Origin of the sequence: Streptomyces sp. NPDC102270 (genome assembly GCF_044766405.1) — a bacterium.
Classification (GTDB): domain Bacteria; phylum Actinomycetota; class Actinomycetes; order Streptomycetales; family Streptomycetaceae; genus Streptomyces.
Window position 1 is genome coordinate 40,452 of sequence record NZ_JBIWLX010000019.1, and the last position, 20,352, is coordinate 60,803.

A 20,352-nucleotide genomic window follows, 5' to 3' on the forward strand; every position below is an offset into this window, starting at 1 on the left:
AGGCGGAGGGAGCCGACATCGAGGCCCCCGTTGAGGCGTCCTCGCTGTCGGGCCCCGTCCGCCGGACCGGCCTACGCGGGGCCCAGCTTGCGGAAGTCCCAGGAGACGATCTTCTCCGGGGTCAGCCGTATCCACGCGTGCCGTCCGTCGTGCGGCATCTCCTCCAGACGGAAGTTCTTGCGGGCGAACAGCGTCTCGGGGACGTCGAGTTCGGCGCGGAGCTCGCCGGTGCGCGGGGCCTCGCCCACGAAGTCCACGGTCCCGGACAGCTCGACGCCCTGCAGCTCGTCGTACTCCTCGCCGGTGTCGACCACGATCGCGACCCGGGGATCGCGGCGCAGGTCGGTCCAGCGCTTGCTGCGCACCACGGAGTACAGCCACATCGAGGTGCCGTCCCAGGCGAACCAGAGCGTGCTCACATGCGGAGCGCCATCGGCGGAAACCGTGGCGACCCGGCAGGTGCGCTGGCTGGTGAGGAACTCGTCCAGCTCGCCCGGCGTCATCATGATCTTCCGGCCCCGACGCTGAGTGACGGTCATGCGTCCCCCTCTTTCTCTCACGTCGTGTCAGAGGAGAGATCCTCTGACATCACGTCAGAAAAGGATGGGTCGTCTTCCGTCCCCACGCAATGGTGACTACTGTCACCGGCTCCGGACCACCGGCGACGAGGGGGCACCGTGCCGTCGTACGAACGACTCAGCGAACTGCTCGATCCCGAGGCCACCGTCCTGCTCACCGTCGAGTGCCAGCAGGGCGTCGTCGGACCGGACAGCGCCCTGCCCGAACTCGCCCGTGCGGCACGGACCTCGGGCGCACTCGCCAACGTCGCCCGACTGGTCGCCGCCGCGCACGGCAGCGGGGTCCAGGTGATCCACGCGATCGCCGAGCGCCGTCCCGACGGGCGCGGCGCCAACCGCAACGCCCGCCTCTTCCACGCCGCCGAACGCCTGCCCGTCCAGCAGCTGTCCGGGACCACCGCGGTGCGGGTGGCGGCCCCGATCGAGGTGAGCGAGAAGGACTTCGTCGTACGACGGCTGCACGGACTGTCGCCGATCCAGGGCACCGAGGTCGACGCGCTGCTGCGCAACCTCGGCTGCCACACCCTGGTCGTGACCGGGGTCTCCGCCAACGTGGCGGTCCCCAACGCCGTCTTCGACGCGGTGAACCGCGGCTACCGGGCCGTGGTGGTGACGGACGCCATCGCAGGGGTGCCCTCCGACTACACCCCGGCGATGATCCGTCACACGCTCGCCCTCGTCGCCACCCTCGCGACCACGGACGAGGTGCTGGCCGGCTTTCGGCACACCCGGCGCACACCGGTCACGCCAGCGTGATCGAGTCCCTGCTCACGGTGATCTGCTCGGCCGGCAGCGCCTTGGTCGCGGGCCCCTTCTTGACGCTGCCGTCCTCGACCGAGAACTCGCTGTTGTGGCACGGACAGTGGATGACGCCGTTGGCCACACTGCCCACCGCGCAGCCCGCGTGCGTGCACTTGGACGAGAAGGCCTTGTAGGTGCCCGGCGCCGGCTGGGTCACCACTACACCCTGGTCCTTGAAGATCTTTCCGCCGCCCTCGGGGATGTCGGAGGTCTTCGCCAGGACGGTGCCGCCGGAGCCACTGCCGGAGCTCGAGCTCGAACCCCCACCGCTCGCGTTCGCACCCGCCTGGGTGCTCGAGGAGGAGTCGGAGGAATCGTCGCCCGATCCGCACGCGGTCAGCGCGGCGGCGAGTCCCGCCGCGCCCACCGCGGCCATGACGGTACGGCGAGCAGGAGCCGGAACGGGATGGGGCAGTTCGCTGGTCATGCTGACATTCCTTCCAACGCGGACGTGGTGGAGCTGTCCATGGGTACGGTCGCCCGACTCGGGGTGTTCAGACGATGTCGAGATCTAAACGCGTTCGAGCTCAGAGCCGGGTAAAGCGGAGCTGTCGCTTCGCTGTCGGCCAGTAACCTGGGGCGATGCTCAAGGAAGCCATCGCGACCCGCTACATCACGCCCCTGCGTGAGGGCGGCTCGCTGCCGGGGCTCGTCGAGGCCGACGACCACGGGACGTACGTCATCAAGTTCACCGGCGCCGGACAGGGCCGCAAGACGCTGGTCGCCGAGGTGGTGGCCGGGGAACTCGCCCGCCGGCTCGGCTTCCGGGTGCCGCGGCTGCTGACGCTCGACCTCGACCCGGACCTGGGGCTCGGCGAGCCCGACGAGCGGGTGCAGGAGCTCCTCAAGTCCAGCGGTGGCACCAACCTCGGCATGGACTTCCTCTCCGGAGCGCTCGGCTTCGACCCGCTCGCCTTCCCGGTGGACGCCGAGGAGGCCGGCCGGATCGTCTGGTTCGACGCCCTGGTCAACAACGTCGACCGCTCCTGGCGCAACCCCAACCTGCTGTGGTGGCGGCGCGAGGTGTGGCTCATCGACCACGGCGCGACCATGATCTGGCAGCACAACTGGCCCAGTGCCGAGAAGTCCGCCGGCCGCCCCTACGACGCCTCCGACCACGTCCTCAAGCCTTTCGCGCCGGATGTCGCCGCTGCCGCCGCCGAACTGGCCCCCCGGGTCACCGAGGACCTGCTCGCCGAGGTCACCGCCGAGATCCCGGACGCCTGGCTGGCGGACGAGCCCGGTTTCGAGTCGCCGGACGAGCTCCGGCGGACCTACGCACGGCCGCTGCTCGCGCGCGCGGCCGTCGTCCACCAGCGGATCGAGGGGATCCAGTGACCGAGCGCCACATCATCAGGGGCGGCCGCACCGACGACCGCGAGGTCTTCGAGTACGCGCTGCTGCGGGTCGTCCCCCGGATCGAACGCGGTGAGGGGATCAACGCCGGGGTGCTCGTGTACTGCCGCGCCAAGGCGTACGTCGGTGTGCGCACCCATCTCGACGAGGCCCGGCTGCGGGCGCTCGACCCGCACGCGGACGTGGCCGGCGTGCGGGCCGCGCTCCAGGCCGTCGAAGGGGTCTGCGCCGGGGGAGCGGCGGCCGGGCAGGCAGCGCGCGACGACGCCGGACGGCGCTTCCGCTGGCTGATCGCGCCCCGCTCCACCGTCGTCCAGCCGGGCCCCGTGCACACCGGGCTCACCACCGATCCGGCCGCCGAGCCGGAGCGTCTGCTCGAGCTGCTGGTCAGGTAATGGATCACACCCCGCTCGTGTGACGTTGACACCGCGTGCCATGGCTTCTAGCGTCACGGGTGCTGAAGGTACTAAGCGGTCGCTCACCGAACGGGCCGTGCATTCTCAGGTCGTTTTCCCCAGGTCGATTTCTCAAGGGCGAGGAGAACCAGCAATGTCCACCACTGAGCAGCGGGTAGCCGTGGTCACGGGCGCCGCGCGCGGCATCGGCGCGGCCACCGCCGTACGACTGGCGGCCGAGGGCCGCGCGGTCGCCGTGATCGATCTCGACGAGGCCGCCTGCAAGGACACCGTGGAGAAGATCACCGCGGCCGGCGGCCGGGCGATCGCGGTCGGCGCGGACGTCTCCGACGAGGCCCAGGTGCAGGCCGCCATCGCGCGCGTGGCCGAGGAGCTCGGCGCGCCGACGATCCTCGTGAACAACGCGGGCGTGCTCCGCGACAACCTGCTGTTCAAGATGAGCGTCTCCGACTGGGACACCGTCCTGAACGTGCACCTCAGGGGTTCCTTCCTGGTGACCAAGGCCGTCCAGAAGCACATGGTGGACGCGGGCTTCGGCCGGATCGTGAACCTGTCGTCGTCCTCGGCGCTCGGCAACCGCGGCCAGGCCAACTACTCCGCCGCCAAGGCCGGACTCCAGGGCTTCACCAAGACCCTCGCCATCGAGCTCGGCAAGTTCGGCATCACCGCCAACGCCGTCGCCCCCGGCTTCATCGCCACCGACATGACCGCCGCGACCGCCGAGCGCGTCGGCATGGGCTTCGAGGAGTTCAAGGCCGCGGCCGCCACCCAGATCCCGGTCGCGCGCGTGGGCGAGCCCGACGACATCGCCAACGCCATCGCCTTCTTCACGGGCGAGGCGGCCGGATTCGTCTCCGGCCAGGTGCTGTACGTCGCCGGCGGACCGCTGAACTAGGGAAACGGGACCATGACTTCGCAACTCCCCGAGCTTTCGGGCAAGGTCGCGCTCATCACGGGCGCCAGCCGCGGTATCGGCTTCGGCGTCGCCGAGGCGCTCGTCGCGCGCGGTGACCGGGTGGTCATCACCGGCCGCACCGAGGACGCGCTCAAGGAGGCCGTCGAGCAGCTCGGCGCCGAGCGCGCCGTCTACGTCGCCGGCAAGGCGCACGACGAGGAACACCAGGCCGTCGCCGTCGAGCGGGCCATGGAGGCCTTCGGCCGGGTCGACTACCTGGTCAACAACGCCGGCACCAACCCGGTGTTCGGGCCCATCGCCGACCTCGACCTGAACGTGGCGCGCAAGGTCTTCGAGACCAACGTGATCTCCGCGCTCGGCTTCGCCCAGAAGACCTGGCACGCCTGGCAGAAGGACAACGGCGGCGCGATCGTCAACATCGCCTCCGTCGCGGGCCTCGCGCCCTCGCCCTTCATCGCCGCGTACGGCATCAGCAAGGCCGCGATGATCAACCTCACCCAGCAGCTCGCACACGAGTTCGCCCCCAAGGTGCGGGTCAACGCGATCGCCCCGGCCGTCGTGAAGACCAAGTTCGCGCAGGCCCTGTACGAGGGCCGGGAGGAGGAGGCCGCCGCGTCCTACCCGCTGGCCCGGCTCGGCGTGCCCTCCGACATCGGCGGCGCCGCGGCCTTCCTCACCTCGTCGCAGTCCGACTGGGTCACCGGCCAGACGCTCGTCGTCGACGGCGGCATCTTCCTCAACGCCGGCGTGGGCTGACCCCGCCGCCTCGGCACGGGCGCCCGTTGACACCTACGGCGCCCGTGTCGACGCACAAAAGCCTCACAGCGGCCTTACAGGGTCATCACGGAACGACGATCACGTCGCCTGTGACCGAACCGGTTGAGTGTGCGTGGTGCTGCGGTATGTTTTGCCGACTCTCGGCACGGCATTTCGAGGAGCAAGCGCGTGTTCAAGCGGAACCGATACCTGCCGCCTCTCGCGGCGCTCGTGTCCATATCCACGGTGGCCGGATGTGGTGTGTTCTCCTCGGACTCCTCCGACAGCGGGAAGTCGATCGTCGTGGGGACCACCAGCGCCCCGGCCACCCTGGACCCCGCGGCCTCCTGGGACAACTCCTGGGAGCTGTTCCGCAACGTCTACCAGACGCTCCTGAACTACTCGCCCGGGGTGTCCGACCCCGAACCCGACGCCGCCGAGAGCTGTGAGTTCACGGACGCGTCCAGCACCGTGTACAGCTGCACGCTGCGCGAGGGCCTGAAGTTCTCCGACGGGCACACCCTGGACGCAAAAGCCGTCAAGTACTCGATCGACCGGATCAAGAAGATCAACGTCAACGGCGGCCCCGCCGGCCTGCTGGGCACGCTCTCCCGGGTGGAGACGAAGGGCGACCGCGAGGTGGTCTTCCATCTCAGCCAGCCCGACGCCACCTTCCCCCTCGTGCTCACCACGCCGGCCATGTCGATCGTGGACCCCGAGGAGTACTCCGCGAACGCGATCCGCAAGGACGGGAAGATCAGCGGCTCGGGGCCCTACACCCTCGACTCCTACCAGGAGGGCGAGAAGGCCGAGCTCGTCCGCAACGACAACTACAAGGGCATAGCGGACCTCAAGAACAAGTCCGTCACCATCCGCTACTTCCAGCAGTCTGACGAGATGGTCAAGGCCCTCAAGGACAAGGAGATCTCGGTCGTGTACCGGGGTCTCGGCGCCTCCGACACCGTGGACATCGAGGTCAACCAGCAGAAGGAGGGGCTCCAGCTCGTCGAGAACCCCACCACCGAGATCAGTTACCTGGTGTTCAACCCCAGCGACCCGTGGTCCGCGAAGCCCGCGGTCCGCAAGGCCGTCGCCCAGATCGTCGACCGTCCGGCGCTCGTGCACTACGTCTACAAGGACACCGTCGAGCCGCTGTACTCCATGGTCCCGGCCGGACTCACCGGCCACACCACGGGCTTCTTCGACGACTTCGGAGACCCCAGCGTGGCCAAGGCCAAGAAGTTCCTCAAGGAAGCGGGGATCACCGAGCGCGTCCCGCTGACCCTCTGGTACACCAGCGACCGCTACGGCTCGACGACCAAGCCCGCCTTCCAGGAGCTCAAGCGGCAGCTGGAGGCCTCCGGTCTCTTCACCATCACCCTCAAGAGCCGCCCGTGGAAGACCTACGTCGAGGGCTACCAGCACGGCGAGTACCCGGTGTTCGGGCGCGGCTGGTTCCCCGACTTCCACGACGCCGACAACTTCATCGCGCCCTTCGTGGGCAAGCAGAACGCGCTCGGCACCCCGTACGACGCCCCCGAGATCACCGGCAAGCTGCTCCCGGAGTCGCGCGCGGAGAGCGACCGCGGGGCCGTCGCGCCGCAGATCAAGGAAGCCCAGCAGGTCTTCGTGAACGACGCACGGCTGGTGCCGCTGTGGCAGGGCAAGCAGTACGTGGCCGCCAACGAGGAGATCGGTGGCCTCGAGAAGGTCATCGACCCGGCGACCATGATGACGATGTGGGAGCTGTACTGGAAGACCAGCTGGTAGCAGCGGTTGTCAGTGGGCGCCTGTAGGTTCTGAGGCCTGCAAGTGACCGCACATCGTGAGGAATTGACGTGACCGACATCGCCATGCTGCCCGAGTCCTGGCGCGGGGTTCTGGGCGACGAGCTGCAGCAGCCGTACTTCAAGGAGCTGACGGAGTTCGTCGAGGACGAGCGGGCGAGGGGTCCCGTCTACCCGCCGCGCGAGGAGGTCTTCGCCGCGCTCGACGCGACCCCGTACGACCGGGTGAAGGTGCTGATCCTCGGTCAGGACCCGTACCACGGCGAGGGCCAGGGACACGGGCTGTGCTTCTCGGTCCGCCCGGGCGTCAGGACCCCGCCCTCCCTCCGGAACATCTACAAGGAGATGAAGGAGGAGCTGGGCCTCGAGATCCCGGACAACGGCTACCTCATGCCGTGGGCCCGCCAAGGCGTCCTGCTGCTCAACGCGGTGCTCACGGTCCGTGCCGGCGAGGCCAACTCGCACAAGGGCAAGGGCTGGGAGAAGTTCACCGACGCGGTGATCCGCGCGGTGGCCGAGCGGCCCGACCCTGCGGTCTTCGTGCTGTGGGGCAACTACGCGCAGAAGAAGCTCCCCCTGATCGACGAGAGCCGGCACGTGGTGGTCAAGGGCGCCCACCCCTCCCCGCTGTCGGCGAAGAAGTTCTTCGGCTCCCGCCCGTTCACGCAGATCAACGAGGCGATCGCCCAGCAGGGCCACGAGCCCGTCGACTGGACGATCCCGAACCTCGGCTGACCCCGCCACCGGCGACCGGTCCGGTGCCGCACCTGACCGGCCCGGTCCCGCCTGACCCGGATTGTCAGTGCCGACGGTTAGCGTCGGGAGGGACAGCGACGAGGGTCGGCCAGGGGCATGGAGGACGCGTGACGGAGCGACAGGAGCGGACGGCGCCGGATGCCGTGATGACACGGATCGGGCAGGTCGTCATGCTGTGTCACGCGGGGGACCGGGAGGAGGCCCGCCACCGCTTCCTGGCCCTGTGGGCGGAGATCGGTGAGGACGGCGACCCGCTGCACCGCTGCACCCTGGCCCACTACATGGCCGACGCCCAGGACGACCCCTGTGACGAACTCGCCTGGGATCTGAGGGCGTTGACGGCCGCCGAGGAGCTCACCGACGACCGGCCGGCCCGGCACGAGAGCGCGCTCGCCGTGCGCGCCCTGTATCCCACGCTGCACCTCAATCTGGCCGCCGACTATGTGCGGCTCGCCCGCGCGGACGCCGCCCGCACCCATCTGCGCCGGGCCCGCAGGGCGGCGGACGCCCTGGGGGAGGACAGCTACAGCGACGGTGTGCGGGCGGCGATCAGCAGACTGGAGCTGCGACTCGGCGACGGCGGATCCGGCGGTCACGGACGGTGGGAGCCGCCGCGGCAGCGGCCCTGAGACCCAGGGGTCTCAACGCCCGTAGGTCTGCTCGCAGATGACCGTCTGCGGGCTGCCCTCCTGCCAGCGGCCGTACTTCCTGCCGAGCGCGCAGACGTCCTTCGCACCCTTGGGAACCGACTTGGGGACCGACCTGGCCACGTCCGGGATCTCGACGCGCGGCTGCCGGTGGTGCGAGGGGTCCCGGTGCCACGGCTCAGGATGGGCCCGGCGCCCGGGGCGATCGGGGTGCGCCGGATGCGCGTGGGCCGGCTGTCGGTCCCGCGGCTGCGCGGGGGCCGCCGCGGTCCCCGGGGCCCTGTCGCGAGGGGCGGCTCTCCCCGGCTTCGAGGACGGGGACGGGTCGATCATGGACAGCGCCTCCTGGGCCGGGGCCTGCACGATCTGCGGCTCCGCCCGACCGTCCGGACGGGCGTCCACCGGTCCCGGCAGCTGCGACGGTGCCGTCGCCGACGGCGGCCCGGACACGGGTGGACGCTGGACGGTCACACAGCCGGTGAGGGCCGAGACAGCCACGGTGACCAGGAGCGTTGCGGTAGTCGTGGTTCGATGCACGCGCGTCACTCTGCTGGTTCGGGCGACCCAGGCGACAGCGGACGAGCGGAGGTTGCCCCGCACGGGTGATCTCCGTCCCCGTACGGCGTGCTCCCGCCTCCCGGTGCTGACGTCAGTCGCCGGTGGCGCCGTCGATGCGCTCGCGGATCAGGTCGGCGTGCCCGTTGTGGCGGGCGTACTCCTCGATCATGTGGGTGTAGAGCCAGCGCAGGTTGAACCGCTCGCCGGTGCGGCGGTGCTTGCCCACGGTGACGTCGTCCAGGCCGAAGCGGGCCGCGTTCTCCCGGCTCCTGTCGATCTCGGCCTGCCAGGTGCCGTACGCCTCCTGCCAGGTGTCGGCCTCGGTGAGACGGAACTCGCCGTCCGGGTCGGCCTCGGTGTAGTAGATCGGCCCCGTGTCCTCGTCGGTCAGAACCCGGCGGAACCAGCTGCGCTCCACCTCCGCCATGTGCCGCACCAGGCCCATCAGGGACAGCGTGGACGGCTCCACCGAGGCGGTCCTGAGCTGGGCGTCGGTCAGCCCCTCGCACTTCCAGGCGAGGGTGCTCCGGTGGTACTCCAGCCAGCCCTCCAGCATGCTGCGTTCGTCGGCGGTGGTCGCGGGTTCGGGGCGCTGAGTCGTCATGCTCGCATCCTGACCCACCTCACCTCTCACCACCAGCGAATTCCCGGGCGCCGGCCGGGGCCCGCCGCGGCCGCCGTATGCTTCCGGCAAGGCCCTGGCCGGACAACCTGGAGGAGTCCACGTGAAGGTCGGCTGCATCGGACTCGGTGACATCGCGCAGAAGGCGTATCTGCCGGTGCTCGGCGGTCGGCCCGACGTCGAACTGCATGTGCAGACGCGGACGCCGGCCACCCTGACCCGGGTCGCCGACGGGCTCCACCTGCCCGAGGGACAACGGCACCGGGACCTCGACTCGCTGCTCGCCCAGGACCTCGACGCCGCGTTCGTGCACGCGCCGACGATCGTGCACCCCGAGATCGTCGCGCGGTTGCTGGAGGCGGGCGTACCGACCTTCGTCGACAAGCCGCTCGCCTACGAACTCGCCGCCTCCGAACGGCTGGTGGCGCTCGCCGAGCAGCGGAACGTGAGTCTGGCCGTCGGGTTCAACCGGCGGTTCGCCCCCGGGTACGCGCAGTGCGCCGACCATCCGCGCGAGCTGATCCTCATGCAGAAGAACCGGATCGGGCTCCCGGAGGAGCCGCGCGCGATGATCCTCGACGACTTCATCCACGTCGTGGACACCCTGCGCTTCCTGGTGCCGGGGCCGGTCGACGACGTGACGGTACGCGCGCGGGTGGCGGACGGCCTGCTGCACCACGTCGTGCTCCAGCTCGCCGGGGACGGCTTCACCGCGCTCGGGGTGATGAACCGGCTCAGCGGCTCGGCCGAGGAGGTCCTGGAGGTGTCCGGGCAGGACACCAAGCGGCAGGTGCTCAACCTCGCCGAGGTGATCGACCACAAGGGCCAGCCGACCGTGCGCAGGCGCGGCGACTGGGTGCCGGTGGCCCGGCAGCGCGGCATCGAGCAGGCGGTGCTCGCCTTCCTCGACGCCGTGCGCGCGGGGAAGGTGCTCAGCGCCCGGGACGCGCTGGCGACTCATGAGCTGTGCGAGCGGGTGGTACAAGCGGTTCTGGAGCGGTCCGCCTGAGCCGGAGCGCGCGCAGGCCGTCGGTGGCGCACCACGCCAGGAGGATCAGCAGGGCCGCGTGCACGGTCCAGTCCCCGAAGCGGACGTACGGTGTCGTGCCGGTTGCCAGCGGTACGTCGTACACGCGGGAGGCGCCGGCATCGGTGCCGACCCACCGGCCCACGCGCCGGCCGCTCGGGTCGTACACGGCGGAGACGCCGGTCAGGGTCGAGTGCACCATCGGGCGGCCCGTCTCGGCGGCGCGCAGGGCGGCGAGCGAGGCGTGCTGCTCGGGGGCCCAGCTCTGCTGGAAGGACGAGGTCGACGACTGGGCGATCAGCACCTGGGCGCCGTCCTCGGCGAGATGACGGCTCATGTCGGGGAACGCCGACTCGAAGCACACCATGGGACCGACCTTCAGCCCGTGGCCGACGTCCATCACGACCTGCTCGGAGCCGTGCCTGCGGTTCTCGCCCGCGGCCTTGCCCACCGAGGTGGCCCAGCCGAGCAGCGAGCGGGCCGGGATGTACTCGCCGAAGGGGACCAGCCGCATCTTGTCGTAGCGGTCGCCGGTGAGCCCCCCGGGGCCGACCAGCACGGAACTCTTGTAGATGCCGGGCTTGTCGGAGCGGCGGGCGTCCACGTTGACGAGGATGTCGGCGCCGCTCTCCTCGGAGAGCGCCGCGATCCGTTTCGCCAGGTCGGGCCGGTCCCCGAGGTCGAACCCGACACTGCTCTCGCCCCAGATGACGAGATCGACGTCCTGCCCGGCGAGGTCGCGGGTCAGCCGCTCCTCGCGGGCGAAGCGCCGGTCGGGGCCGTCGATGACACCGGGCTGGACGACGGCGATCCGTGTGCTGCCCCCCGGGTCGGGACGCGGCGACCACATCCAGGCCGCCGACGCCACGGCGGCCGCGGTGACCAGGCCCGCCACCGCGGGGATCCGGGACGCACGGACCGTCACCAGGACGGCGACCGCCACATTGACGGCCACGAGCAGGAAGCTGATCAGCCACACCCCGCCCACCGAGGCCAGCCGCAGCGCCGGTGCGACCTCCCACTGGCTGGCGCCGAGCACGCCCCAGGGGCCGCCGAGCCCCTGCCAGGAGCGGACGAGCTCGATGCCGAGCCAGCCCGACGGCAGTACGGCCAGGGCGGCGGCGATCCGGCCGGGGGAGGGCGTCCCGGCCAGGAAGTGCCGGACCAGCGCGCCCCACGGGGCCCACAGCGCGCCGAGCAGGGCGCCGATGACGAAGAGGAACACGCTCAGGGTCGGCAGCAGCCAGTGGTGCATGCCCACCATGAACCCGAAACCGCCGGCCCAGCCGTCGTACGCCGCCCGTTTCGCCGTGGGCGCCGAGCGGATCAGCGCGATCCACGGGACGAGGGCGACGTAGGCGAACCACCACAGGGACGGTGCCGGGAAGGCGAGGAGGGGGAGGGCGCCTGCCAGCACGGCGACGGTGGAGCGTCGCCAGGGGGAGGCAAGCCAGTGGCCGAGCGTGTTCATACGGCGCCTCCTACCCCGTGTGGGTCTCCGAAGTGCGTGCGGTTGACCACCCGAGGGCGTCGGCTCAGTTGATCACAGGTGCGGGCCGGGGGTCCGGCAGACGCCGCCACTTCTCCCGCACCACGACCTCGCGCAGCCGCCAGCCGTCGTCCGTGCGCAGCAGGGCGAAGGCGTAGCGGCCGCCGCAGACGAAGTCGGGGGCGGTGGCGGAGGTGTCGCCGGCGAGGCGCATGGGGTTGATGTAGTCGGCCTGGACGCGGGCCGTGTCGGGGTCCTGGTCCACGACGTCGAACCGGATGCGGCGGTTGACGATCAGATGCTGGCGCATCGAGAACAGCCGCAGGCTCTCCGCGAGCCATGCGGCGACGTGCTGCGCGTCCCCCTCGATCCCGCCCGCCGAGCGGTAGTCGGCCCGTCCGTCGGCGGTGAACAGTCCTCGGTACGCCTCCCAGTCGCCGTCGTCCACGGCCACGGCGTAGTCGGTGACGAGTGCGTCCACGGCCAGCCGGTCCATCACGGTCGCGAGCTCTACACGCTGCGTCATCGGCTCAGTGTTGGGCATGGGGCGGGCCGCGCCAAGGGGCGTGCGGTGACATTCGGAGGGCGGGGCGGGGGCGGCCGGGGATCACCGGAGCGGGCGGTCAGCCGTCGGCCAGGACGTCGACCGGCCAGGCGGCCGAGTGCGGGCCGAACCGGTTCTCGCCCGCGAGGGCGACCAGGCGGGCGTTGCGCGCCTCGGCCTCGGGGCCGTCCGGCACGTGGTAGTCGTGGCCCGCACGGGCGGAACTGGTCTGTACGGCCGTGGCGGCCGGGGCCCGCCTGCGGACGTACCGGTCCAGCGCCTCGGGCACCTCGTCCGGTGCCGTGCCGGTGAGGCAGTCGCCGAGCACGGCCGCGTCCATGATGGCCTGGGCCGCGCCCTGGGCCTGGAAGGGCACCATCGCGTGGGCGCTGTCGCCGAGCAGGGTGATCCGGCCGATGTTCCAGCTGGGGAGCGGGGCGCGGGTGTGGATGCCGTACCGGAAGACCTGGCCCGCGCGGTCGAGGACGGTCAGCAGCCGGGGGTCCCAGCCGGCGAAGGTGCGCAGCTGCTCGCCGGGTTCCGCCCGCGCGGTCCACGACTCCTGGGCAGCCCGGTACGTCACGAACACGGCCACGAAGTTGAGGAGTTCACCGCCGCGCAGCCAGTAGTGGACCACGTGGCGGTCCGGGCCGAGCCAGCCGGCGTACTCCGGGAGGTCGAGGTCGGCGACCTCGGCGGCGGGGAGCAGGGCCCGGTAGGCGGCGGTGTGCGAGAACACCGCCTCGTCCGCGCCGAAGAGCCACCGGCGGGCGGCGGAGCGGATGCCGTCGGCGGCCACGACCAGGTCGGCGTCCAGGCGTTCCCCGCTCACCGTGGTCACGTGGGCCGCCCTGTCGTCCTGGTCGATCCCGACGACGGCGGTGTCCAGGCGCAGCGCATCGGGCGGTACGGCGGCGACGAGTGCCCGTTGGAGATCGGCCCGGTGGAGCTGGAGGTACGGCGCTCCGAACTCCTCCTCGGCCTCCCTGCCGATGACATAGCGGCAGATCTCGGAGCCGTCGGACCAGGTGCGGAAGCTGATGTGGGCCGGGCGCGTGGCGTGCTCCGCGACGGCGTCGAGCAGATCCAGACGGCGCAGTACACGGGTGGCGTTGGGGGCGAGCTGGATGCCGGCGCCGATCTCGGTGAGCCGCCGCGACTGCTCGAGGAGGGTCACGTCATGGCCTGCCCGGCGCAGACTCAGCGTCGCGGTCAGTCCTCCGATGCCCGCGCCCACGACGATCGCTCTCATGCCCTGACCTCACTTCGAGGGACGCGCCTTCTTTTCGGGGCTCAGGCGGCCTCGATGACGTCACGGCGGATCGCGGCCGCCCATTCGACCACGAGCAGCTCGTACTCCACGCGCTCCTGTGACGACAGCGTGCCGCCGGTGCGCGTCCAGAGGGCCCGGATCTGCTCGTTCACCTCGGCAGCAGACCGCACGGAACCAGGGGTCACGGAATCGGGGGACATGCGCACAAGCGTAGGCGCAAGCACTGACAGTCCGCTACCGGACGGCTACGCACAACGTATGTGATTGGTCACGGGTTTCGGGGCGGGCGCCCTGGAGTGGGCCCACGGTCAGTCGACGCAGACGACCACGAACTGTCGTTTCACCATGGCCTTCCTACTCGCGCACCGACATCGCGGGTGATCTGCTCGCGGTGATCCGCCACATCGACAGCGGCCCGGCCGTCCTGGTCGATCACTCTGGCAGGGGTGTCATCGAACTGGGCCCTTTCACGCGCGCGCAGTCGATCAAGCTTGGCGACTTCCGCTCGAAGAGCTACCGCAAGGGTGCCTTCCGGCTGCTCGGCGCCAGCCTGTTCGGCAGCGTGGGACAGTGGTCCCGCTGTCTCGACCACGCCTACCCGGGCCGAAAGCCGGCCGGCTGGACCGACCGGCTGGCCCGCATCGAGGCGATGCTGGGCGAGCCAGGCCGGATGCGGGCGCTGCAGAGGATGGGGCAGTCGGCGCCGACCGACGCCGGCGCCCAGTTGGGCAACGTACGGTGCGCTGCCCTGATCGTGCAGGGCTCGCTCGACCCCGACTGGGTCGATCCGCGCGCCGAGGGCGAGGCGATCGTAGCTGCGATGCCGGACGGTGCGGAGAGCTCGTGGTGATCGAGGGAGCCGGCCACTACCCGCACGACCAGTACCCCGAGGAGACGGTGTCCCTGATGCTGGCCTTCCTGGAAGCACACGCCCGTGCCTAGGGCGGCCCTCGATACGAGCACCGTCGTCGCGGCAGGAGCGGAGCTCGCCGACGAGGTCGGTCTGGCGGGCCTGACCATGGGTCTGCTGGCCGACAGGCTCGGCGTACGGCAGGTCGCCGGGCGGGGTCGAGATGAGGTGGAGCGTAACCACAGCGCCGTCGGCGGCAACCGGGCGCGGCGGTGTCCAACCATGCTCGAGTGATTGTCAAGGCCGGCGGCGCAGGGTGTGACCGTCCCGTCCGCCTCGAAGGAGGAAGGCCCGCGATGCCGCCACTTGCCCCCGGTCGCCGCCGACGCGCCGGTCTCGGGCGTCGCGCGTGGAGCAGGTCGCGGCCACCGGTACCCAGGTGCCTGTCCCGTGCCTGGTACTGGGGGGCGCCGACACCGGCCTGGTACTGGGGGGCGCCGATACCGGCCTGGTCACGGAGTACGTCGACCGAGTCCTCTTCATCGCCCAGGCGGACGAGCCCCCTGCCCGAGGCCAGCCCCGTCTCGCTCCCCGACCTCACCATCCGGGCTGGGCTGACGACCGTATGCCGGGCATGGACGGGCCTGGCCGGCACGGCACGCACCGGCGCACGTCCTTCCGTGAGGTTCCCGGAGCGCCGGCCGTTGCCCTGTCCGAACCAACACGCCCCGGCCGCCTTCGACCAGGCCACGACCGAGCTGTCCCGGCAGCCCGCCGCCCGGCCAGTCCCGTGAAAGGTGCACGCGACAGTGGCGAACGTCTCTGCCGGAATCCTGGCGACCGGCTCCTATCTGCCCAGGGACGTCATCAGCAATGAGGAGTTGGCGCAGCGGGTCGGCACCACTGCCGAATGGATCGAACGCAAAACCCAGATCAGGACCCGCCGCTACGCGGCACCCGACGAGGCCGCCTCCGACCTGGCCGTCCGGGCCGCCGAACGGGCACTGGCCCAGGCCGGTGTCACCGCCGACCGGATCAGATTCATCATCGTCTCCACCTCCACCGGCGACGCACCGCTGCCGCCGACCTCGAACCTCGTCCAGCGCGGGCTGAAGGCCTACAACGCCGCGTGTCTGGACCTGAATGTGGTGTGCAGCGGATTCGTCTACGGGCTGGCGCTGGCTCGCGGCCTCATCTCCTCGTACCCGGGCAGCCATGTGCTGGTGGTGGCGGCGGAGGTCTACTCGCGGATCCTCGACTTCGACGACCGACGCACAGCGGTGCTGTTCGGTGACGGCGCCGGTGCGGCGGTCGTGGGCATGGTGCCGCCCCCGTACGGGTTCGTCGAATTCGACCTGTCCAGCCAGGGCGAGGGACGCAACCTGGTCAGGGTCGAGGGGGGCGGCAGTCGCAAGCCGGCTTCTCACCAGACGGTGGAGGCGGGGGAGCACTACTTCCGCATGGACGGCCGACTGGTGCGCGACTTCGTGATGAAGGAGGTCCCGCCCACGCTGGAACGGCTCTCCAGACGCGCGGGCATACCGTTCGACCGGATCGACCACTTGGTACCGCACCAGGGCAACGGTGCGCTGCTGCACGCACTGGTGGAGCAGGCGGGCCTGGCGCACGTCATGACGCACCGCACCGTGGAGAAGTACGGCAATGTCGGCAGTGCCTCCATTCCCGTGACGCTCGACGAGGCCAGCCGGGCGGGTCACCTCCAGGACGGGGATCTGATGATGATCAGCGGTTTCGGCGGTGGCCTTTCCCTGGGGTCATGCCTGCTGCGCTGGGCGGTGCCGCGGTGAGGGACGCGTCCGCCCGAGCCGCCTGGGCGGTGCCGAGCCGCAGGAACGGGAACGGACGCCGTTGCCCGCCGAGTTCACCGCCTTTCATCCGCGGGTGGACGGCGTCGGGATCTTCGACGGCGTGCCGGACCAGGATGTGCGCGCATCCTCGCGGGTCGGCACGACGCCGATTCCCGGGTTCGCGCCGGGAAGAACCGCTCGTCTTCCGCTCCCGACGGATGCCTGGGCGGCGCGCGAGTGCGACCTGCGTCCCCCTCCCTTGAAAGGTGTGGCCGACGGTGGCCGAATACTCTGCCGGAATCCTCGCGACCGGCTCTTACGTGCCCAAGGACGAGATCGACAGCGTGGAGGTCGCGCGGCGGGCCGGCGTGACCGCCGAAGAGATCGAACGAGCGACCCCGATCAGGATCCGGCGCTACGCGGCACCCGACGAGGCCGCGTCCGACCTGGCCACCCGCGCTGCCGAACGGACGCTCGCCCGCGCGGGCATCACCGCCGATCGGATTGACTATCTCGTCGTGTCCACCGCCACGGGTGACTCCCCCCAACCGCCCACCTCACACCTGGTGCAGAACGCCATCGACGCCCACCACGCGGCCTGCTTCGACATCAGTGCCTGCAGCAGCGGTTTCCTCTACGGGTTGGAGTCGGTCCGCTGCCTGTTGCGGCTGCGCGGGGGCGGACTCGCACTGATGATCTCCACCGAGGTGTACTCGCGGTTCATCGACGGCTCCGACCACCGTACGGCCGCGCTGCTGGGAGACGGCGCCGCCGCGGCCCTGGTCGGGCCGGTGCCCTTTGGCTATGGCTTCATCGGCACGCACCTGTCCAGTCCCGGTGACGCACACGACGTGCTGCGGATCGAGGCCGGGGGCAGCCGGGTACCTCCGTCCCACGAGTCGGTCGGCGCCGGCGGGCACTGCGTCACGAGGGACGGCCGTGGGATACGGGACTTCGTCATGGAGTACGGACCCCCCGCACTGGCCGGGCTGGTACGAGGCGCCGGATACGGGACCGAGCAGATCGACCACCTCATACCGCACCAGCCCGACGGGCTCCGCCCGGACGAACTGGCCCGCGCGTCGGGCCTCAGGAACGCCGTGACCCACCGCACCCTCGAGCAGTACGGCGATGTCGGCAGCGCTTCCGTGCCCCTCACCCTGGACCTCGTCAACCGGGCGGGACTGCTGCACGACGGTGACCTGGTGCTGATGGCCGGCCTCGGCAGCGGGACGTCGATCGGCGCCTCGCTGATGCGCTGGTCGGTGACGAGATGACGAGATGACGAATGCCCGACTGCCCGCCCCCCGGTTCGCCGAGGGGCCGGTCACTGAGGACACGTGAACACCCATGAAGCGTGAAGGAGCTGCGCATGCCCGTGACCCCCCTCGTCCGTGACTACGCGGACGCTGCCGTCGTGATCACCGGTGGCAGTACCGGAATCGGTCTCGCGAGCGCGCTTCGGTTCGTCGACGCGGGGGTGCGGCGGATCGCGCTGCTCGGCCGGAACCCCGAGCGCGGGAAGGCGGCGAGGATGGCGGTCGAGAACCGCTGCCCGAGCGCCGAGGTCGTCTTCACCCGCGTGGACGCGAACGAGGTCGATCAGGTGGAGCGAGCCGTGGAGGAGATCCACTCCGCACTGGGCTCGATCGACGTACTGGTCAACTCCACGCCCCCGCCGTCGCCCTACAGGCCCGAACTCCTTCACCGCACGCCGCTGGCCGACATGGCAACCATCCTCACCACCCTGGCCATGCCTCCGCTGCACATGACCCGGGCTGTGTTCCCTGTCATGCAGGAGCAGGGAGGGGGGAGCATCGTCAACATCGCGTCGGACGCCGCCAAGATCGCAACTCCGGGAGAGAGCGTGCTCGGTGCGGCCCTGGCCGCGATCGTGATGTTCTCGCGGACGGCGGCGATCGAGGGGAAGCGCAACGGTATCCGGGTGAACGCCGTGACACCCTCTTTGGTGGCCGGTACTCCGACCACGGACCGCGTCCTCGCTGAGGGATTCAGCAAGAAGATCTTCGAGAAGGCCGCACAGCTCGCTCATCTCGGCGTGGCCGAGCCGGACGACCTCGCCTCGCTCGTCGTCTTCCTCGGCGGACCCGGCGCGGCCCGGCTGACCGGCCAGGCGATCAGCGTGACGGGCGGGATCGCCGCGGCGTGAGGCCGGTGTCACACGAGCCCGTTGCCCGGGGCCCCGGCTTGGGCCGGGACCCCGGGCAACGTACCGAGGGACACAGACGCCTACGAGCGCGGACGTGCGGGTCAGACCGGCAGTGACTTCTTCAGGATCTTGCCCGCGGGGTTCCTGGGCACTTCCTCGATGAACCGGATGTACCGGGGCCGCTTGTACGCGGCGAGGAGACCCGCCAGGTGGGCCTGCACCTCGTCCGGGGTGGTCCCGTCCTCGGCCACCACGAAGGCCAGCGGCACCTCACCGTAGTCGGCGTCCGCGACCCCCATCACGGCGGCGTCGTGTACCGCGGGGTGGGAACGCAGTGCCTGTTCGATCTCCCTGGGGTAGACGTTCTGCCCCGCCCGGATGATCAGGTCCTTGCTCCGGTCGACCAGGTGCACCCGGCCGTTGCGGTCGATGAAGCCGAGGTCGCCGGTGCGGATCCAGCCGTCCGCCGTGATGTCGGCGGTGGCCTTCTCGTTGTTCCAGTAGCCACGCATCACTCCCGGGCCGCGGGCACAGATCTCCCCGATGACGCCGGGTGCCACCTCCTGGTCCTTCGGGTCCAGGGCCTTCACCGACATGCCGGGGATCACCCGGCCGGCCGGGATCACGTCGGAGGTGCCCGGGGCGGGGTGCTCGTCCGGGCCCAGCGTGACGAACGGGCCGCCCACCTCGGTCATGCCGTAGACCTGCCGGAAGCCGCAGCCGAGCTGTTCGACGGCCTCGGCGTAGACCTCCGGCGGCATCGGCGCGGCGCCGTAGAGCACCTCGCGCAGACTGGACAGGTCCGTGCTCCGCAGCGACTTCGACTGCATCAGGAAACGGATCATCTGAGGGACCAGCCAGACGTGCGTGGCGCGGTTGTCCTCGATCGCGGTCAGCGCCCGCTGCGGCTGGAAGCCCGGCATGAGCACCACGGTGGCGCCCGCGGCCATATAGGTCAGGGAGATCACCATGCTGCCGTGGTACAGCGGGCAGCAGTTGACCAGCACGATGTCGTCCGTGGGCCGAACCTGGACGAGCCAGCCGAGCGCGATGGCCCGGAAGGAGGCGTTGTCGACGGCGACGCCCTTGGCCCGGCCGGTCGTCGCCGAGGTGTGCAGGATCGCCACCAACGCGTCGTCCGGCACATCGGGAAGGCCCGCGCCCCCGGCGGGGTCCGCCGCGGACGCTTCGGGCAGGGCCGGCCCGTCCGTCTCGCACAGCGCGGCGAACTCCGCGCCGTCCAGCGGCAGGCGGATCCGCACCGGCAGGTCCGGATGCCGATCCAGCAGGGCCGACTCACCGATCACCGCAACCGGGTCGCAGCCCTTGGCGAGCTCGGTCACCTCGGCGGGGGTCAGGCTGTGGTTGAGCGGGACGAACAGCGCTCCCAGACGGGCCAGCGCGAAGTACGTCTCGAGCACCTCGATACGGTCCAGCGAGAGGACAGCCACACGGTCACCACCGCCGATGCCGCGCTCCAAGAGCCCGTGGGCGAGCCGCGCCACCCGGTCGTGGAAGTCGGCCCAGGTGACCGAGCGGTGTGCGTCCACCAGAGCCGCCCGGTCCGGGAAGCACTGGCGGTTGCGCTCCAGCAACTGGGTCAGCCACATCACGCGCCCTCCGGCTGCGGGGCGGAGCCGGCACGGTCGGCGAGGAACCGCTCGTAGTCCGCGATCGTCGACAGCTTCTCCATGTCCGAGGCGGTGATCTCCACCCCCATGCGCTGCTCGACGAGCAGGACCAGACGCACGAGGTCACCCGAGTCGATACCGCTGGCGGCCAGATCGGTGTCGTCGCTGAGTTTCTCGGCGTACTCCGACGTTCCGGTCAGTTCGGTGAGTAGCTCACGGATGGTGCTCATACAGATCCACCTTTCACAGCGCCGAGGTCTCTCGGATCGGAAAGGAGGAACGGGAGGGCGCCGACAATCCCCGCCACCGCTGTGGTGTTGCTCACGTCATTCCGGCAGAGGGCGAGGGATTGCACCAGCCGCGCCGC

The 20,352-nt window shown here is 70.7% G+C and carries 23 protein-coding genes and 1 pseudogene; 14 read left to right on the forward strand and 10 right to left on the reverse strand.

Going from position 1 to position 20,352, the window contains the following annotated elements; genetic code table 11:
- Positions 1 to 71: 71 nt before the first annotated feature.
- Positions 72 to 539: a pyridoxamine 5'-phosphate oxidase family protein gene (locus ACIRP7_RS34355; protein ID WP_403667410.1), complete on the reverse strand. Its 468-nt coding sequence runs from the start codon at positions 537 to 539 to the stop codon at positions 72 to 74.
- 138 nt (positions 540 to 677) lie between these two features.
- Here ACIRP7_RS34355 and ACIRP7_RS34360 point away from each other — a divergent pair, with 138 nt between their 5' ends.
- Positions 678 to 1,334 carry a cysteine hydrolase gene (locus tag ACIRP7_RS34360; protein ID WP_403667413.1) on the forward strand — a complete coding sequence of 219 codons (657 nt, stop codon included), beginning with the start codon at positions 678 to 680 and terminating at the stop codon, positions 1,332 to 1,334.
- On the opposite strand, the gene ACIRP7_RS34365 is transcribed toward ACIRP7_RS34360, so the two are convergent.
- Positions 1,321 to 1,806, reverse strand: a complete 486-nt coding sequence (locus tag ACIRP7_RS34365) for a Rieske (2Fe-2S) protein (protein ID WP_403667416.1) — start codon at positions 1,804 to 1,806, stop codon at positions 1,321 to 1,323. The genes ACIRP7_RS34360 and ACIRP7_RS34365 overlap by 14 nt on opposite strands.
- 155 nt (positions 1,807 to 1,961) lie before the next feature.
- On the opposite strand from ACIRP7_RS34365, the gene ACIRP7_RS34370 reads away from it, so the two are divergent.
- The 7 genes from ACIRP7_RS34370 to ACIRP7_RS34400 all read left to right on the forward strand — a co-directional run bounded on the left by ACIRP7_RS34370 (position 1,962) and on the right by ACIRP7_RS34400 (position 7,995).
- Positions 1,962 to 2,717 carry a HipA family kinase gene (locus ACIRP7_RS34370; protein WP_403667419.1) on the forward strand — a complete coding sequence of 252 codons (756 nt, stop codon included), beginning with the start codon at positions 1,962 to 1,964 and terminating at the stop codon, positions 2,715 to 2,717.
- Complete coding sequence (locus ACIRP7_RS34375; protein ID WP_393605713.1) at positions 2,714 to 3,130, forward strand: DUF3037 domain-containing protein; 417 nt, start codon at positions 2,714 to 2,716, stop codon at positions 3,128 to 3,130. The genes ACIRP7_RS34370 and ACIRP7_RS34375 overlap by 4 nt, the downstream gene beginning before the upstream one ends.
- 154 nt (positions 3,131 to 3,284) lie before the next feature.
- Positions 3,285 to 4,046: a 3-oxoacyl-ACP reductase FabG gene (gene fabG / locus ACIRP7_RS34380; RefSeq protein WP_352392070.1), complete on the forward strand. Its 762-nt coding sequence runs from the start codon at positions 3,285 to 3,287 to the stop codon at positions 4,044 to 4,046.
- Between the two features lie 12 nt (positions 4,047 to 4,058).
- Positions 4,059 to 4,823 carry an SDR family oxidoreductase gene (locus tag ACIRP7_RS34385; RefSeq protein WP_403667424.1) on the forward strand — a complete coding sequence of 255 codons (765 nt, stop codon included), beginning with the start codon at positions 4,059 to 4,061 and terminating at the stop codon, positions 4,821 to 4,823.
- 189 nt (positions 4,824 to 5,012) lie between these two features.
- On the forward strand, positions 5,013 to 6,593 hold the full coding sequence (locus ACIRP7_RS34390) for an ABC transporter substrate-binding protein (protein ID WP_403667427.1): 1,581 nt from the start codon (positions 5,013 to 5,015) through the stop codon (positions 6,591 to 6,593).
- Between the two features lie 68 nt (positions 6,594 to 6,661).
- Positions 6,662 to 7,345, forward strand: a complete 684-nt coding sequence (locus tag ACIRP7_RS34395; RefSeq protein WP_403667430.1) for a uracil-DNA glycosylase — start codon at positions 6,662 to 6,664, stop codon at positions 7,343 to 7,345.
- A 128-nt stretch (positions 7,346 to 7,473) separates the two neighbouring features.
- Positions 7,474 to 7,995 carry a hypothetical protein gene (locus ACIRP7_RS34400; RefSeq protein WP_403667433.1) on the forward strand — a complete coding sequence of 174 codons (522 nt, stop codon included), beginning with the start codon at positions 7,474 to 7,476 and terminating at the stop codon, positions 7,993 to 7,995.
- A 12-nt stretch (positions 7,996 to 8,007) separates the two neighbouring features.
- Here the strand turns inward: ACIRP7_RS34400 and ACIRP7_RS34405 are convergent, their stop codons facing one another.
- Together ACIRP7_RS34405 and ACIRP7_RS34410 are read right to left on the reverse strand one after the other, a co-directional pair.
- Positions 8,008 to 8,550 (reverse strand): hypothetical protein, encoded by a 543-nt coding sequence (locus tag ACIRP7_RS34405; protein WP_403667436.1) that lies wholly within the window; start codon positions 8,548 to 8,550, stop codon positions 8,008 to 8,010.
- A gap of 112 nt (positions 8,551 to 8,662) precedes the next feature.
- Positions 8,663 to 9,175, reverse strand: coding sequence for a DinB family protein (locus ACIRP7_RS34410; RefSeq protein ID WP_403667439.1), 513 nt, complete (start codon positions 9,173 to 9,175; stop codon positions 8,663 to 8,665).
- A 121-nt stretch (positions 9,176 to 9,296) separates the two neighbouring features.
- Here ACIRP7_RS34410 and ACIRP7_RS34415 point away from each other — a divergent pair, with 121 nt between their 5' ends.
- The gene (locus tag ACIRP7_RS34415; RefSeq protein ID WP_403667441.1) at positions 9,297 to 10,202 is read left to right on the forward strand and encodes a Gfo/Idh/MocA family protein; all 906 of its coding nucleotides are present in this window, start codon (positions 9,297 to 9,299) and stop codon (positions 10,200 to 10,202) included.
- Here ACIRP7_RS34415 and lnt read toward each other — a convergent pair.
- The 4 genes from lnt to ACIRP7_RS34435 form a co-directional block, all read right to left on the reverse strand.
- On the reverse strand, positions 10,126 to 11,691 hold the full coding sequence (lnt, locus tag ACIRP7_RS34420) for an apolipoprotein N-acyltransferase (protein WP_403667444.1): 1,566 nt from the start codon (positions 11,689 to 11,691) through the stop codon (positions 10,126 to 10,128). The genes ACIRP7_RS34415 and lnt overlap by 77 nt on opposite strands.
- A gap of 64 nt (positions 11,692 to 11,755) precedes the next feature.
- The gene (locus tag ACIRP7_RS34425; RefSeq protein WP_403667447.1) at positions 11,756 to 12,235 is read right to left on the reverse strand and encodes a nuclear transport factor 2 family protein; all 480 of its coding nucleotides are present in this window, start codon (positions 12,233 to 12,235) and stop codon (positions 11,756 to 11,758) included.
- Between the two features lie 97 nt (positions 12,236 to 12,332).
- Entirely contained in the window at positions 12,333 to 13,505 is a 1,173-nt protein-coding gene (locus ACIRP7_RS34430; RefSeq protein ID WP_403667450.1) for an FAD-dependent monooxygenase, read from the reverse strand.
- Between the two features lie 41 nt (positions 13,506 to 13,546).
- Entirely contained in the window at positions 13,547 to 13,726 is a 180-nt protein-coding gene (locus tag ACIRP7_RS34435; protein WP_403667453.1) for a hypothetical protein, read from the reverse strand.
- A 191-nt stretch (positions 13,727 to 13,917) separates the two neighbouring features.
- Between ACIRP7_RS34435 and ACIRP7_RS34440 the strand changes: the two genes are divergently transcribed.
- The 5 genes and pseudogenes from ACIRP7_RS34440 to ACIRP7_RS34460 all read left to right on the forward strand — a co-directional run bounded on the left by ACIRP7_RS34440 (position 13,918) and on the right by ACIRP7_RS34460 (position 18,354).
- On the forward strand, positions 13,918 to 14,376 hold the full coding sequence (locus ACIRP7_RS34440; protein ID WP_403667456.1) for a hypothetical protein: 459 nt from the start codon (positions 13,918 to 13,920) through the stop codon (positions 14,374 to 14,376).
- An 84-nt stretch (positions 14,377 to 14,460) separates the two neighbouring features.
- Positions 14,461 to 14,577: pseudogene (locus ACIRP7_RS34445) on the forward strand (TetR/AcrR family transcriptional regulator); the annotation flags it as partial.
- A gap of 608 nt (positions 14,578 to 15,185) precedes the next feature.
- On the forward strand, positions 15,186 to 16,184 hold the full coding sequence (locus tag ACIRP7_RS34450) for a 3-oxoacyl-ACP synthase III family protein (protein ID WP_403667460.1): 999 nt from the start codon (positions 15,186 to 15,188) through the stop codon (positions 16,182 to 16,184).
- A gap of 278 nt (positions 16,185 to 16,462) precedes the next feature.
- Entirely contained in the window at positions 16,463 to 17,461 is a 999-nt protein-coding gene (locus ACIRP7_RS34455) for a 3-oxoacyl-ACP synthase III family protein (RefSeq protein WP_403667462.1), read from the forward strand.
- 95 nt (positions 17,462 to 17,556) lie between these two features.
- Positions 17,557 to 18,354 carry an SDR family NAD(P)-dependent oxidoreductase gene (locus ACIRP7_RS34460; RefSeq protein ID WP_403667465.1) on the forward strand — a complete coding sequence of 266 codons (798 nt, stop codon included), beginning with the start codon at positions 17,557 to 17,559 and terminating at the stop codon, positions 18,352 to 18,354.
- Between the two features lie 101 nt (positions 18,355 to 18,455).
- Here the strand turns inward: ACIRP7_RS34460 and ACIRP7_RS34465 are convergent, their stop codons facing one another.
- Together ACIRP7_RS34465 and ACIRP7_RS34470 are read right to left on the reverse strand one after the other, a co-directional pair.
- The gene (locus tag ACIRP7_RS34465; RefSeq protein WP_403667752.1) at positions 18,456 to 19,964 is read right to left on the reverse strand and encodes a class I adenylate-forming enzyme family protein; all 1,509 of its coding nucleotides are present in this window, start codon (positions 19,962 to 19,964) and stop codon (positions 18,456 to 18,458) included.
- Positions 19,964 to 20,215, reverse strand: a complete 252-nt coding sequence (locus ACIRP7_RS34470; RefSeq protein WP_403667468.1) for an acyl carrier protein — start codon at positions 20,213 to 20,215, stop codon at positions 19,964 to 19,966. Before ACIRP7_RS34470 ends, ACIRP7_RS34465 begins: the two co-directional genes overlap by 1 nt.
- Positions 20,216 to 20,352 lie beyond the last annotated feature (137 nt).